General features: G+C 46.3%; 14 protein-coding genes, 1 tRNA gene and 1 pseudogene. 4 read left to right on the forward strand and 12 right to left on the reverse strand.

The genetic code is table 11. The features are described 5' to 3' along the window. Positions 1–29: 29 nt before the first annotated feature. The 5 genes from BT_RS10415 to BT_RS10435 all read right to left on the reverse strand — a co-directional run bounded on the left by BT_RS10415 (position 30) and on the right by BT_RS10435 (position 3468). Positions 30–117, reverse strand: a tRNA-Ser gene (locus BT_RS10415). Positions 118–237: 120 nt separating this feature from the next. Next, positions 238–1014 (reverse strand): TatD family hydrolase, encoded by a 777-nt coding sequence (locus BT_RS10420; protein WP_011108111.1) that lies wholly within the window; start codon positions 1012–1014, stop codon positions 238–240. Continuing rightward, entirely contained in the window at positions 1008–1724 is a 717-nt protein-coding gene (locus BT_RS10425) for a hypothetical protein (RefSeq protein WP_011108112.1), read from the reverse strand. Before BT_RS10425 ends, BT_RS10420 begins: the two co-directional genes overlap by 7 nt. A gap of 15 nt (positions 1725–1739) precedes the next feature. Beyond that, positions 1740–2714, reverse strand: coding sequence for a polyprenyl synthetase family protein (locus tag BT_RS10430; RefSeq protein WP_011108113.1), 975 nt, complete (start codon positions 2712–2714; stop codon positions 1740–1742). 70 nt (positions 2715–2784) lie between these two features. Beyond that, positions 2785–3468 carry an energy transducer TonB gene (locus BT_RS10435; protein WP_008761051.1) on the reverse strand — a complete coding sequence of 228 codons (684 nt, stop codon included), beginning with the start codon at positions 3466–3468 and terminating at the stop codon, positions 2785–2787. 222 nt (positions 3469–3690) lie between these two features. Here BT_RS10435 and cmk point away from each other — a divergent pair, with 222 nt between their 5' ends. The 3 genes from cmk to pfkA all read left to right on the forward strand — a co-directional run bounded on the left by cmk (position 3691) and on the right by pfkA (position 6377). Continuing rightward, positions 3691–4380 carry a (d)CMP kinase gene (cmk, locus tag BT_RS10440; RefSeq protein ID WP_008761050.1) on the forward strand — a complete coding sequence of 230 codons (690 nt, stop codon included), beginning with the start codon at positions 3691–3693 and terminating at the stop codon, positions 4378–4380. Positions 4381–4398: 18 nt separating this feature from the next. Continuing rightward, positions 4399–5268: a 4-hydroxy-3-methylbut-2-enyl diphosphate reductase gene (locus tag BT_RS10445; RefSeq protein ID WP_011108114.1), complete on the forward strand. Its 870-nt coding sequence runs from the start codon at positions 4399–4401 to the stop codon at positions 5266–5268. Positions 5269–5396: 128 nt separating this feature from the next. Then, positions 5397–6377 (forward strand): 6-phosphofructokinase, encoded by a 981-nt coding sequence (gene pfkA, locus BT_RS10450; protein WP_008761048.1) that lies wholly within the window; start codon positions 5397–5399, stop codon positions 6375–6377. A gap of 131 nt (positions 6378–6508) precedes the next feature. On the opposite strand, the gene BT_RS10455 is transcribed toward pfkA, so the two are convergent. The 7 genes and pseudogenes from BT_RS10455 to BT_RS10480 form a co-directional block, all read right to left on the reverse strand. Further along, entirely contained in the window at positions 6509–7882 is a 1374-nt protein-coding gene (locus BT_RS10455; RefSeq protein ID WP_062694591.1) for a PepSY-associated TM helix domain-containing protein, read from the reverse strand. A 67-nt stretch (positions 7883–7949) separates the two neighbouring features. After that, positions 7950–8324 (reverse strand): DUF4374 domain-containing protein, encoded by a 375-nt coding sequence (locus BT_RS24610; protein WP_234134099.1) that lies wholly within the window; start codon positions 8322–8324, stop codon positions 7950–7952. Beyond that, positions 8304–9248 (reverse strand): annotated as a pseudogene (locus BT_RS10460) (DUF4374 domain-containing protein); the annotation flags it as partial. The gene BT_RS24610 and the pseudogene BT_RS10460, both read right to left, overlap by 21 nt. 163 nt (positions 9249–9411) lie before the next feature. Further along, positions 9412–11802: a TonB-dependent receptor gene (locus BT_RS10465; RefSeq protein ID WP_011108117.1), complete on the reverse strand. Its 2391-nt coding sequence runs from the start codon at positions 11800–11802 to the stop codon at positions 9412–9414. Between the two features lie 196 nt (positions 11803–11998). After that, complete coding sequence (locus BT_RS10470; RefSeq protein ID WP_011108118.1) at positions 11999–12850, reverse strand: SDR family oxidoreductase; 852 nt, start codon at positions 12848–12850, stop codon at positions 11999–12001. Beyond that, positions 12847–14070 carry an NADH:flavin oxidoreductase gene (locus tag BT_RS10475; protein WP_011108119.1) on the reverse strand — a complete coding sequence of 408 codons (1224 nt, stop codon included), beginning with the start codon at positions 14068–14070 and terminating at the stop codon, positions 12847–12849. The genes BT_RS10470 and BT_RS10475 overlap by 4 nt, the downstream gene beginning before the upstream one ends. Before the next feature lie 38 nt (positions 14071–14108). Then, complete coding sequence (locus tag BT_RS10480; protein ID WP_011108120.1) at positions 14109–14870, reverse strand: DUF1295 domain-containing protein; 762 nt, start codon at positions 14868–14870, stop codon at positions 14109–14111. 171 nt (positions 14871–15041) lie between these two features. On the opposite strand from BT_RS10480, the gene BT_RS24370 reads away from it, so the two are divergent. Beyond that, the gene (locus tag BT_RS24370; protein WP_008761044.1) at positions 15042–15200 is read left to right on the forward strand and encodes a hypothetical protein; all 159 of its coding nucleotides are present in this window, start codon (positions 15042–15044) and stop codon (positions 15198–15200) included. Position 15201 lies beyond the last annotated feature (1 nt).

Here is a 15201-nt window from a genome sequence, read left to right on the forward strand (position 1 = left end):
ATTTACTTCACGTTTCAACTTTTGTTCTGCGGAGAGACGGGGATTCGAACCCCGGATACACTTTTGGCGTATACACGCTTTCCAGGCGTGCCTCTTCAACCACTCGAGCACCTCTCCTTATGAGTTTTCCGCATTTTCAGCTACAAATGTATCCTTTTTTTTCTTTTCCTAAAGCATTATCCCTTTTTTATCTTAAATAAATACTGCAAATTAATATAATTTAAAACCTTTGGAACCTTATTTGACCATTCCGAACACTTTTAGCGCATTTTCGGAAGTGGCTTGTGAAAGGTGCTCCGGGGTGGTCCGATAAATTTCTACCAGTTTCAGGAACGTATCACGCACATTCGCACTTTCATTCCTCTTCCCCCGATTGGGGGCCGGGGTCAGATACGGTGAATCCGTTTCGAGCACAATCCGCTCCAAAGGCACTGTCAGCAAAGTATCCGGCAGTGAGGACTTTTTAAATGTGACCACTCCATTGATTCCCAACATGAAACCGCCAAATTCAAGCAACCGGGCCGCTTCTTCGGCATTTCCGGTGAAACTATGAAAAATACCGGTCAAAGCAGTGTTTTTATAGGGCTCCATTACCTTATATATATAGTCGAATGCCTCCCGCGAATGAACCACGATGGGCAATTTATATTCGAGCGCCCATTCTATCTGTTTCTCAAAAACGTACAGTTGTTCGTTCAGAAAGGTTTTATCCCAATACAAATCAAGCCCAATTTCGCCAATGGCTACAAAGTTATTGGGTGCTTCCAGACGCTCCCGGACGATTGACAGTTCCTGACGGTATGACTCGTTCACCGAGGTAGGATGCAGTCCGATCATCGGATAACAGAAATCCGGATAATCCGCGCAAACCGACAGCATGGGTTCAATCGTCGTACTGTCAATGTTGGGCATATAAATACGCGAAACACCTGCCTGACGTGCACGTTCCATCACCTGCGGCAGGTCATCGGAAAATTCTTCTAAAAAAAGATGGGAATGAGTATCTATTAACATGACAATTCGCTTTCTTCTTTTACTTTTTCGTTGGAGCGGTAGTAATATACCAGCCCATAGTCACGACATTTTTCCAACCGGGCTTCATTGGGGTTCACTTCCTGGAATTTTGTTTCTACCTGATTCCAGATATCCAGAATCAGTTCATCTGCCCGGTCACGCATCGAAGCCAGCTCATCCAGACTCCGGTTGGTGGCGGACTGGTAACTCTTCTGACGTTCGTAGCTATCCAGAAAAATATCATAATGCACTTTTACGCGCGCAATAGTCGGGTTATAAATGGGGATTCCCCCTTGTGAGGTTCTCCGCTGCTCTCCTTCAATGATCTTTCTCCCCCACTCTACCAAAGCTGCTTCGCTTAATAAATCCGGTACCACATTCGCTTCCGGAAGATCATAAAGTTCTTTATGCACCGATTTGATTTCATCGCGAAGCACCGCGAGGTTGAGTACTTGAATAAAATGGGATATATACAGCCGTGCCATCCGCACATTTGCCTGATGCTTGCGACTGGCTCTCGACTGGTTGTCATAACATTGGGTATAGTAAATCTGCGCAGCTTCAAACTTCAGCAGAAAATTACGGGCTTCGAATAATGTTTTCAGTGAGATAGCCAAGTCCCGCACATTATACACGTCACCCTTCTCGACCGCTGCTTTCAGCGCCCGTACTCTGGCTTGATCCGTATTTGGCAATCGTCTGTAAGGCATTTCCCACCAACTTTACTACATTTCCCGATACATCAGTAATTTCACTAAATTCTTAAGTTCTTTCTTCTTCTCTTCTGCAACTGCAACTGCTTCAAGACTCTCCATAGCCAGCGTATAATATTCGCGCATTTTGTTTTCACAAACGCTGCGGATAGTCAACTGATTATAAATCTCCGTCACTGCCGCTATCTTTTCTGCCGGCTGACAGTTGTCTGCATTCAGCCAGCGATTCAGTTCTTCCAGCTGTTCTCCGTTTGCACGTTCCAGTGCTTTGATCAGCATATATGTCTTCTTATTGCAAAGGATGTCTCCACCGATTTTCTTTCCGAACACTTCCGGATCGCCATAAACATCCAGCAAATCATCCTGTAACTGGAATGCAACCCCTATCTGCATACCAAAATTATAAAGATTCTCCGCATCAGCGGCAGACGCTCCTGCCAGAATCGCACCGATCTTCAGACTTGCGGCAAGCAATACAGCCGTTTTCAGACGAATCATTTCAATATATTCGTCTTCCGCCACATCGTTGCGCGACTCAAATTCCATATCCAACTGCTGCCCTTCACAAATTTCCAACGCAGTCAGACTAAACAAATCAATGACTTCTTTCAAATGCTCGGGCGCACAACCGGCTACATACCGGAAAGCCAGTATCAGCATGGTATCACCCGACAAAATAGCTGTGTTATCGTTCCAGACCTTATGCACAGTCGGTTTTCCTCTGCGCATATCCGAACGATCCATCAGATCATCATGCAACAAAGTGTGATTATGATAAACTTCGATACCGGTAGCAGGATCGTAAATTGATGAAACATCTTCCTTATACAAGTTATATGCCATCAGCATCAATACAGGACGAATCCGCTTTCCTCCCAGAGAAAGGATGTATTCGATTGGTTCGTAGAGTCCTTCCGGAGTCCGGGTTATCTGAATTTCAGATAGGTGGTTGTTTATTTTATCAAGTAATTGAGAAGCTGTAAACATGATGAAAACAAAGATTAATGAATAAAAAGAGGCTGCATTCGCAGCCTCTTAAATGTATGAGTGTTACAAATTACTGCAATCTGAACATTACAGGAACTGTAAATTTAACGCGAACCGGTTTACCACGCTGCATACCTGGTTTCCATTTCGGCATCGTGTTGATCACACGGAGAGCTTCTTTATCCAGATACGGGTCTACACTGCGTACAACTTTTGCATCTACGATACTACCGTCTTTGTTAACAACGAACTGTACGATAACACGACCTTGAGTACCATTTTCCTGTGCGATAGTCGGATATTTGATATTTTTAGCCAGATACTGCATCAATGCTGCCTGTCCACCCGGGAAGTCCGGCATGTTTTCTACAACTTCGAAGATAGTCTGTTCTTCCGGCTCTTCCTCAACTACTTGTACCGGTACGTATTTTACTTCCACTTTCGGTGTGTTATCCTCATTAAGGATGGTAGTTGATTCTTCAATATCTGCCTGGTCATCGACAATTTCCAGCAATTCGGCCACCTTCGGTGCCTCGGGTGGTGGTGGGGTCGCTTGTTCAGGGGTTTCGGTAATAGGAATGATTTCCTCTTCAAAAACAACATCAGCTACAGCCTGGCTTGTATCGATTTTCACGTCACGCTGGGTCCATTCGAACGCCACGAACATAAAAGCCAATACCACCACGTAACCGATCAGCAGCCATGTGGATTTCTTTCCTTCCAGGTCTGCCTTGGGTGATTTTTTAACTTCCATAATTTTGTTAATATAATGATTAATAAAAAAAAGTGTCTTCCTATGTGTCTCTGGGCAAATATACTACATTTTCAGATAACCGTCCGTTTCTTTGTATCTTTTTATCCGGCTTTTTAACTTTTTTAATTCTTTCATACTCATTCAGTTGCTTTTACAGTCAAATCTATGGCTGATTTTCAAAATAAGCGTATCTTTGGCGGACAAATATAAGAAGCAGATAATATGAAAAAGATAACAATCGCAATCGACGGCTTTTCCTCCTGCGGAAAAAGTACAATGGCCAAAGATCTCGCCCGCGAAGTAGGATACATTTATATAGATAGTGGGGCAATGTATCGCGCAGTCACCTTATATAGTATTGAAAACGGGATATTTAACGGAGACGTTATCGATACGGAGAAGCTGAAAGAAGCAATCCGGGATATCCGGATTACTTTCCGCCCCAATCCGGAGACGGGACGTCCGGACACCTACCTCAACGGGGTGAACGTAGAGAATAAAATCCGTACAATGGGGGTTTCGTCCAAAGTCAGCCCTATCAGCGCACTCGATTTTGTACGCGAAGCGATGGTAGCACAGCAACAGGCCATGGGTAAAGAAAAAGGGATTGTGATGGACGGACGGGACATCGGAACCACGGTTTTCCCGGATGCGGAACTGAAAATATTTGTTACGGCCACACCGGAGATTCGTGCCCAACGCCGTTTTGACGAACTGAAAGCAAAAGGCCAGGAAGGCAGTTTCGAGGAAATTCTTGAGAACGTAAAGCAACGGGATTACATCGATCAGCATCGTGAAGTGAGCCCATTGCGCAAAGCGGACGACGCTCTGCTGCTCGACAATTCCAATCTGAGCATCGAACAGCAGAAGGAATGGCTGTCGGAACAATTCGGGAAAGTAGTAAAGGAATAGAGGATAGAAATCGAGTGTATGATTAAAGTAGAGATAGACGAAGGTTCCGGCTTCTGCTTCGGCGTGGTCACAGCCATCCACAAGGCGGAAGAAGAACTGGCAAAAGGAGAAACGCTCTATTGCCTGGGAGATATTGTACACAACAGCCGGGAGGTAGAAAGGCTGAAGGCAATGGGACTGATTACGATCAACCGTGATGAATTCAGACAATTGCGCAATGCCAAAGTATTGCTTCGCGCACACGGAGAGCCACCGGAGACTTACCAGATCGCCCACAAGAATAATATCGAAATCATCGATGCAACCTGTCCGGTCGTACTGCGGCTTCAAAAGCGCATCAAACAAGAGTTCCGGAAGGAAGATTTTGAAGAAAAGCAAATTGTGATCTACGGCAAGAACGGTCATGCAGAAGTGCTGGGACTGGTAGGGCAGACCGGCGGTCAAGCCATTGTCATCGAAAGTGCGGAAGAAGCCAAAAAGCTGGATTTCACTAAAAGCATCCGCCTTTTCTCACAGACCACAAAGTCTCTGGACGAGTTTCAGGAGATTGTAGAATACATCAAACTCCACATTTCACCGGATGCCACTTTCGAATATTACGATACAATCTGCCGGCAGGTAGCTAACCGTATGCCCAATCTCAGGGAATTTGCGGCAACGCACGATCTGATTTTCTTCGTCAGCGGGAAAAAGAGTTCGAACGGAAAGATGCTTTTTGAAGAATGCCTGAAAGTAAACGCCAACTCACATCTGATTGATAATGAGAAAGAAATCGATCCCACTTTACTCCGGAATGTGAAATCCATCGGCGTATGCGGAGCGACTTCCACTCCCAAATGGCTGATGGAAAAAATACATGACCATATCCAGCTATTGATAAAAGATTAAAAAGAAAGATAGAAGAGACAATTTGAATATTTTTAATGGTTTCGACACACGAAAAAAAACTTATGAAACACTGCTTTCAACTTTTTGTTGTACATTTGCCACGTCAAACTAATTAATGAAAGATTGTTATGGGAACAGTTAAATGTATCGGTATTTTGACTTCGGGAGGTGATGCTCCGGGAATGAATGCGGCCATCCGCGCAGTAACACGTGCAGCTATCTACAACGGACTACAAGTAAAAGGTATATATAGAGGATACAAAGGTCTGGTGACAGGCGAAATCAAAGAGTTCAAGAGCCAGAACGTAAGTAATATCATCCAACTGGGTGGAACCATCCTGAAAACAGCCCGCTGTAAGGAGTTCACCACACCGGAAGGCCGCCAGCTGGCTTATGATAATATGAAAAGAGAAGGCATCGATGCTTTGGTGATCATCGGTGGTGACGGTTCGCTGACAGGCGCCCGAATCTTCGCACAGGAATTCGATGTTCCATGTATCGGACTTCCGGGAACGATTGACAACGACCTTTACGGCACGGATACCACTATCGGATATGATACCGCATTGAACACCATTCTGGATGCAGTAGATAAAATCCGTGACACCGCCACTTCACACGAACGTCTGTTCTTTGTAGAGGTGATGGGACGTGACGCCGGATTCCTCGCTCTGAACGGCGCCATTGCTTCGGGAGCCGAAGCAGCCATTATTCCGGAGTTCAGTACGGAAGTCGACCAACTGGAAGAATTTATCAAGAACGGATTCCGCAAATCCAAGAATAGCAGTATCGTACTGGTAGCGGAAAGCGAACTGACAGGCGGTGCCATGCACTATGCGGAACGTGTGAAAAACGAATACCCGCAATACGATGTGCGTGTGACGATCTTAGGACACTTGCAGCGCGGTGGAAGCCCTACAGCTCACGACCGCATCCTGGCAAGCCGTTTGGGTGCCGCTGCCATCGACGCTATCATGGAAGACCAGCGCAACGTGATGATAGGTATCGAGCACGATGAAATCGTCTACGTACCATTCAGCAAAGCTATCAAGAATGATAAGCCGGTCAAGAGAGATCTGGTCAATGTATTGAAAGAACTTTCTATATAATAAAGGTAATACATTCATATAAGGTAATATAAAGAACGGTGGACGCAATGAGAGATTCAATGGTCCACCGTTCTTGTTTCAATAAAGCTATCACTATTTCCAGGAGTCCGAACCGATATACCGGCATTCTTTCAAGCAATATCTCTTTTCCCCGCGGCAGATAAAGCGATCGTCTTTTCACGCTTTCTCTTATTTATCATTTTCTTAATCCACAAATAATAACCGGTCAACGGCAAGGAAGCGCCCACTAATGCAGCCAAAAAAGTAAGTATACGTGTCGTCATACCTCCCCAGTTGCCTACATGAACAGAGTAAATCCAACCGCGTATTTTTCCTGCCTTATCCTGATGCTGATAAAGACTCGTCTCTGTAAATTCACCATTTTCCGTATTAAATGAATAACGGTCAGCAGCACGTTGATTCCCCAAACGGTCGAAAGCAACGCTAGCCGTACCGGAGGAAACACTGATCTGTTTGTATGCCGGATTCTGAAGACTCAGCTTGTCATATATTTCCTGCCAATAAGCAAAGGCAGAAACAACAGGCTTTGGCTGTTCAGTTTGCTGGTGTTTCCAATGTCTGCCGCCCTCATGCAGGTTGCCTTCCTGCCGTTCACTTTGTGAATAATCTGCGGATAAGCCTTCCTGTTTTTCTCGATGCGGCCTGTCCGGACGACCTCTTCTGCCACTTCCACGTTCTTCGGCATTCTCCCGTCCTTCAGTTTCAGCCTTCGGCTTTCCATCCTGCAAAGCCAGTCGGGCATCTCCTTTGGAAGTGCTTTCTTTCTGCCCGTGCCCATGCCCGCCCTGCTGCTGCACTTCCACGCCAAAAACTTTATAAAAGGCTGTCCGATACCAAGTGAAAGACCACGTCAGTCCGGTCAGCGACATAGCCAGCAGAAGAACCAGCGCATACATTCCTCCCGCCACATGCAAGTCATACCAAAACCGCTTCCAGCCTTTCGTGCCCGATATCTTCAGACTATTTTTCAATGCCTTACGTGTACGCGGCCACCAGACAATGATTCCGGAAATCAAGACTACGACAAACATCAAAGTGCTGACGCCTACAATCATCTTTCCCCAGAAAATCCCCTCACCTCCCGGATTCATACTATCCAGCAACCAGCGGTGCATCCGAAACATAAACGCAAAAAAACCGCTGCGCTGATTCTTTCCGGTAATCTCGCCCGTATACTGATCGACATACACCGAAGAACGGCGGGGTTTGGAAAGACTCACCTGATAAGTGCGTTCCGGATCAGAGGAAATGCTGACACCTGACACAGAAACATCGTCGGGCAACGTGGCAGCCACCTTTTCCAACAACTGATCAACCGGTAACGGAGCTGCCTCAACCTGTTTCACAAAGTAAAGTTCCGGCCACATCAGTTCATTTACCTCATTCTCGAACACCAGCATGGCGCCGGAGAAACAGATAAGCGTGATTATTATTCCGAAGGGGACTGAGAGCCACAAATGAATTTTTCGAAAAAACTTTCTCATTGTATTTGTATGGGTTACTTTTGGCACAACCTTGCTGATTTCATGATTGGCAAAGAATATTCAACATTTAGTCTGTGAAAGTAGCGTCAACAGCTGATGAAGAGATGATATTTTCTCCAAAAATACCGTAAGTGGTAAAGCGGGTAATCGTATATTCGTTCGAACGTTTCGCAATACCGCCGTTTGTATTCAGTTCATAAGCTGTGGTTACACCTTCATTTCCCTGATTGTATTGGAGGCGATACAGATATTGGTCTTTGTAGAAAATCCAGGCAGTACCGGTAGCAGTTTCAAATCCGTTATTGTTGCCGGGAGTTACACTGCCACTTTCGAGAGTCGAGGTAGCCAGTAAGTAGTTGGCTGTACTGTTGGCCGATGTTACGGTAGCCGATACGACGTAAGTTGAGTGCGAATCCTTGGCAAGTCTACCTATCGCAGTGATTCCGGTAGCGTTGACAGTCAGCCCTTTTGTTGCCGTATGAGTAACCGGATCAATTTTATAAATAGCCGGATGATTGGTTTCTCCGTCTGCAGTAATGGGAATGACGCCGACATAAGCCACGCCGTTCTCACAAAACGGGGTACCGGAGAAAGAAGAGATACGATCCGGTTCAGGCAGTCCGTCTACATAGTACAGTTCTCCCTTATCCCCATTTCCTGTCGCCTTGAAGACAGCCATTCGCGTAGCTCCCGTGCCACGTGAGTTAATTTCGCCTGTGTACATCTGCAACAAGAAATAGTCTCCGGTGATGTGCCAGCAGCGCAGGAATGACTTGCCGCCCGAGAGTTCTTCCAGATTACAGTAATAGCTGTCAAAGTCAGTCGCGCCAGCTTTGATGCGGACCACTCCTGCCGGTAAGTTGGTTTTCTGTACGTCGGCATCCATGATCTTGGCATAACTCGGGGAAAACACATATACGTCTCCATTGTCGGCAGCCCAAATCGTCTGATAATACTGTGAACGCATACGTCCGCAAGCATAACTGATTTTGTCCGTCCTGATCAGCGTCGGGTTGTTGAAGTTTTCATCGTTGTAGATAGCCACCCATGCTTCGTTGGGGTACTGAGTCCACTGCAGTTCCCCTTTCTCATAGCTGGAGCTGTTGCTGCCTCCGTCTTCGGTTTTCACCAGTTCCGGATATTTCACCCACTTGCCATCTTCAAAAGCCGACCCGTATACACTTAGTCCCATAGGAATAGGAGCGGTATAAATTTTATTGTTGGCTTCAAGAATACCTGCGAAAGTAACGTACTCGCCATTTCCCAAAAAGTTTTCGCCACGGATGACATCTCTGTTTTTCATGATCTGGTCAGTCACATGCAGATAGGTAATAGCTATTCCCTTCTGTACGGATTGCGTTTCTTCCGGAGCAACGGCTCCCTCAGTTTCATCACAAGAGGTACAAAGCGTACCTGTCAACAGAGCCATTGCAAAGCTCCACATCAAAAAATTCTTCTTCATCTTTTTTTGAGTATTTGTAGTTAATCAAATTGTTTTTATTTCTCTCAGGTTTAAAATTCTTTCTGTTTCAATTTCCGCCGAAGTACACTCTCACTTTCCCATAGAAGGCACGACCGGCTTTCTGGAGACTGAAGTTATCATAGAGTTTTTCGTCAGTGAAGTTTTTACATTCGAACGATACGTTATATCGTCCATTCTTCAGACTGTAGGTGATGCCCAGATTATGTGAAAACTGTGTAGGCACTATGTCTTTGGTTTCCACCGCTCCCAATGCTTCGGAGTAAAGCGGAAAACCATGTACATACATATTGTCATAGGTAACGGTCAGCGTATTTCCTTTCTTCCAGAGGTTCCGCCAGAAGAAAGAGATGTCCGAATTGGCAAAACGGTAAGGCAAGTTCGGCATACGTGCGCCATAAGTCAGACTTTCCTGCCCGGTCTGCGTTTTCTCCACATTGTCACGCACGTCCATTTGTGTAAAGTTTCCGCCGATACTGACCCAGCAGGAGTAATTATAACGCGCGGAAATATGATAGCCTTTTGTTTCAACACTTCCATAGTTGCTGTAAGAGCCGTATGAACGGTTGCTCGTTGTTTCGATACTGCGATAGATATAATCGGAAGTATTCCGGTAAATCAGTCCGGTTTCCACATACAGACCGTGTTTACCCAATTGGCGATTATAGCTCAAATTGAAATTGAGGTTATCACTTTTTTCCGGATTCAGTCCTATTTTTCCCAGTTCAAGGTCTTCGTCACCAAAAAGTTCTTCGTTCGTAGGCAGCCGGTAAGCCTTCTCATAAGAAAGTTTTGCCTGCAATCCCGAAAGGATGAAATAAGTACCGGCCGCGCCATATCCCACAGAGCTTACATTATTGGTGAGACGGACGTAGTTACTCGTTCCACTGGTCGATGCGGACACGGGCCCCGCATTATATTGGTTGTAATATTTCCCGAATACGGATAAATTCCAGTGCTCCGAAGGCATCAGCCTGTATGAAAATCCGGTTATATTTTTGCGGGTCACTTTGGCGATAGCGTTCGATTCATCGACAGAAACGGAGTTGTGATTTTCACGATGAAAGGTGTTCAAGACGTGGTTCAGCACAAATGTATGCGCAGTGCCGATGTGGTAGTTGGCGGTAAAAGTAGCGTTCCAGTTGTCGTTGTCGGACTTCATATCCTGATATGACTGTTCTCCTTTTCTCCCTTTCAGAGAGGTTTTCTCACCAAGCCAGTTGAAACGGTACGTTGCCGTATCGACATTGTTCGTAAAGTTCCGGTTGTAATTGGCTGTGAATGCTACGTCCAGATTCCTGACGAATAAATTACGTTTACGATATTCCAGAGAAGGCATCAGAGAGTTTCCCTTACGATATTTTTCACCAAATACGACCTTTTGTACCACTCCTGTCTGGATTTCTTTGTACATACGCGAGTACGTCAGTCCGATCATCAGACGATCCGCCCATTTCTTGTCAACCAGCCCTACTTTGCCGACAACAGCCTCGTTGTGATAGTTGTCATGAAAGCGTTTCACATGTTCTACCTTGTCCGTATTGATAGCCGAGCCGCCGCCTTCATAAAACTCTTCGACAGGGGTATCCACATAGTAACTGTTGTCAGAATAGTTTTGGAAAGCGTTGATTTCGTAAGTCAGTCCATTCTTGAAGGTCTGTCCGAAGTTGACGTACGATTTATGTGTATTGAACGAGCCGTAAGAGTAGGATGCGTCCAGAAACCAGTTTTTCCGGTTTTTATTGGTTACGATATTGATAACTCCGCCCAAGGCATCCGTCCCGAACCCGACAGGCACTACACCACGGTACACTTCGATGCGGTCAGCAAAGTTAATGGGAATGTTGTTCAGTCCGAAAGAACTTCCTACGCCCTCCTGCGGCACTCCGTCAATAAACAGCTTGACGTGCTTGCCGGAAAATCCGTCCAGCGAAAGAATCATATCCGACCCCACTCCTCCGGCTTCCCGAAGTTTGAGTCCCGGAACTTTTGCCAAGGCATCAGAAAGGTTTTGTGTACTGTTATGCAGACCTTTCGCATCAATTGCCACCGCATTAAAGGCAGATTTATTTACCCGGCTCACTGCAGAAGTGGACACTACCACTTCATTCAGTTCCGTCACCTGCGGAGCAATCGTTACATTGACCCTTATTCTTTCACCGGCTTTCAGTGTCACTTTCTTTTCTACTGTCGTATACCCAATGGCCGATACAACCAGAGTGTAGTCGCCTGCTGCCGCTTTCAAGTGATACAATCCCTTTTCATCTGTAGTCGCTCCTCTGTTCGTCCCTTTCAGATATACAGTCGCAAAGTCCACCACTTCTTTTTCTACAGTAGAAATCACTCTTCCGGAAATCATCCCTCCGGATCGCCCATGTTGAGAAAATGCTGACACTGAAAATAAGAACGCAAGAAAAACCAGAAAACTTTTATTGATCATCTCTTTTTACTCTATTTACTTAATACCTACTATATAGTTCCGATAACGAATTCTAAAACGATACAAAGGTAGTGACAAATAGAGATGCGGGACAATCCCCATCTATTGGTAAAAATAGATCAACAAAAAGAAGATATCCGGAGATATACAATACCTAAAAATAAGTAATCACAGCATAAATTAAATAAAAACAGTATTATTTCAACCAGCGTTCCAAAGCCTGTTCCGTTTCCTGCCACAGTTGTTTTTGCTGCACATGGCAGAGGTATTTTTCGGACAGCTGCTTCCTGTGGCTGCTCGCATAAAGCTGTCCGCTGACTCCGGCCACTGCCTCATCCAGCAAGAGGCCGACGGCAGTGGAAGCCCCTTTCTTCGGCGTGCGGATAAAGGGGCGGAAAAAGATATCCGTCAGAGGGTCAAACCACTGGTGCATAGTGATGATGTCGGTAGAAACAATGCCGGGATCGGCGGCATTGACAGTGATTCCTTTTTCACGGAGGCGTTCCGAAAGTTCGATCGTAAACAGCATCAAAGCCAGTTTGGTATTGCTGTAAACAGGGATTCGCCAAAAACTTCCCTTTCTTCCCTGCCGGAAGAAATCGGGAAAATCGAGGTGTCCGATCGCATACGTGCAAGAAACCATGTTTACAATACGGGCTCCGCATGTCAATGCCGGAAGGAGTTTCCGGGTAAGCAGGTACGGCCCCAGATAGTTCACACTGACCGTTCGTTCAAAGCCGTCGTCGGTGATGTGAAGTCCGGTTTCCATTGTTCCGGCGTTATTCATCAGCAGGGAAACGGGGAGATGACGCTCCACAATCCGATCGGCAAAAGAAGCTGTCGATGCCATAGAAGACAGATCGACTGCCATGACTTCCATGTTTGCGTTTCCTGTCTCGTTCACTAGACGCTGCCGTATCGGTTCCGCTTTGGACGGACGATAGCAAGCCATAATAATATGGTAACCGGCTTCGGCTACGGCACGGGTTATTTCCGTTCCCATGCCGCCGTCGGCACCGGTGATGATTGCCCATTTCTCTTCACTCATTGCTTTTCCAGTTTTTCAATCTCCCGTTGCAGGCAGGGAGGCAGTTTTTCTTTCAGATGTTGGTGGCAGGCCATTTCGATTGTGTACATCCGCCCGATGCAGTAGTTGCTGTGTCCGCAGTTACAGCGCGCCTGCTCTTCCCGCCTCATCCGGTTGACAAACTCCGGTTCGTTGAGCAACGCACGTGCCATCTGGACGGCATCGAAGCCGGCATCCAATACTTCATCTATCTTTTCGCGGGACACCAGTCCGCCCACATAAATCAACGGGGCTTCCGGAAGTGCCGCCCGAAATTTCAGTGCATCCTCCAGGAAATAGGCTTCCCGGAAAGGAACGGTCGGAATCATCCACTTTCCAAACATCCGGACTCCGTATTTCAGCCACCAGCAGTCCATGTAGTAAGCCATCGAACGAATCGGCATCGCTCCCCGCATGACGTACATCGGGGCCTTGCTGACGAATCCTCCGCTCAGTACCAATGCGTGCGCGCCCAATGCCAGCAGGCGTTTGGCCACTTGCAGAGATTCATCGGTTTCCATGCCGCCTTTGAAGCCATCGCGCATATTCATTTTTACAATGACTGCCATGTCGCTTCCCGCCGCTGTCATCACCTCGTTCATCACCATTTCCATAAAGCGCATCCGGTTTTGGAGCAAGCCGCCGTAGTCGTCTTTCCGGTGATTGGTGTAGGGAGACAGGAACTGGCTGATCAGATATCCGTGTCCGGCGTGTACCTCGACGGCGTCGAAGCCGGCTTCCCGTGCCAAGTGGACAGCCCGTCCGTAGGCTCTGGCCATCTCCGGCAACTCTTCTCTCTTCATGCCACGCACGAATGTAGGAGAATAGAGATTGAAACCGGTAGAAGCTGAAATGGGAGTGGTTCCGCAAATCTTTTTATGGGACATATTTCCGCAGTGCCCTATCTGGATGCCTGCTGCCGCACCTTCCGTGTGTATAGCTCCGGTCACTTCACGCAAACCGGAAATGATTTCCGGACGCAGCCACAACTGACGGTCGAAGGAAAGTCCGCTTTGTGTCACGGCTGCATAGGCTACAGTCGTCATCCCGACTCCGCCCGCAGCCACCGAGCGGTGGTAATCGAGCAGCATTTGTGAAGGGGCGTTACCGGGACACATGCTTTCAAAAGCGGCAGAGCGGATCGTACGATTCCGCAGCGTCAATGGACCGAAAGTAACAGGGGTGAAAAGTTTAGATTCCATAGTACGCTATTTTATGTCAATAGATAATTTATTTCAAATCAATAGATAAAAGGAAATACACGTTTGCGTTCGCCTACTTCCGAGCCAAATTCTTCACGGTAGCGATGCCAGATTGCATTGGCACGGGGGACGAGATTGGCCACTGTCCACCAGAAGAATACAAGTCCGGATAGTGAACAAGTCAGTATTGCCCAGCCTGCCCATTCAATGATTTCGCCCAGATAATTGGCGGAAGTGACATAGCGGTACATCCCTTTTTGTGGCAGATAATGACGGGTATCCCCCGGTTTGCGCAAATGGCGGATGATATAGTCCGAATGCCAGTTCATCAACATGCCCGCAAAGAAAAGCAGACTGCCCGCAATAAACCATGCGGAAGTGAACCAGCCGGAATGATACATTCCCTCGGGTGAGAGATAAAATATCCATTCACCCTGCATATAGCCGTTCAATAGATTGAACAGGATTCCCATCGACATGATTGCCAGCGGCATTTTACTCTTTCCGGTCAGTAGCAGGGGAAAGACGAAGGCGCGCTGAAAATAATGAATCTGAAAGAAGACAAAGAATGTCAGTATGACCGGATCAAAACGACGTTCCGAGTGTATCCACATCCAGCACATGACCAGAAATACGGGGGCTTCCATCAGTATCCACGCCAGCTTGTTGGAAATGGCAACTCCCCAGGAGGCGGTGCGAAATATCCCGTAACCGGCTTTCACAAAGTAGAGGGCGATGAAAACAATCAGAGCGGTCAGACTCATGACGCCCAAAAATAGATTAAAGGCAGCTATACTCATCTTGATTTTCTTTTGAGATTCACAAAAATAACAAAAAAAGAAAAGAATGGTCACAAAAATAACTCAAATAAAAAACAGATCAAACGACAACAGACTTCCGGCATTCTTTGTTTATTCATTAAAAATCAGCTATCTTTGCAGTTGGTTATGAACTAAATAATAGAAAAAGCAATGGCAATGGAAATTAAAGCCATACCGACCTTAAAAGGAAAAGAAGCGGAACACTTCGTTAAGGCAGCGGACAAGGCTTATAAAAATCAAAACAAACAAGACTTCAGCAAACATGTGCTGGAAGCCCGTGCTGTGCTCAAAAAGGCTAAAATGTTATAAA

Source organism: Bacteroides thetaiotaomicron VPI-5482 (assembly GCF_000011065.1).
In the GTDB taxonomy this organism is placed as follows: domain Bacteria; phylum Bacteroidota; class Bacteroidia; order Bacteroidales; family Bacteroidaceae; genus Bacteroides; species Bacteroides thetaiotaomicron.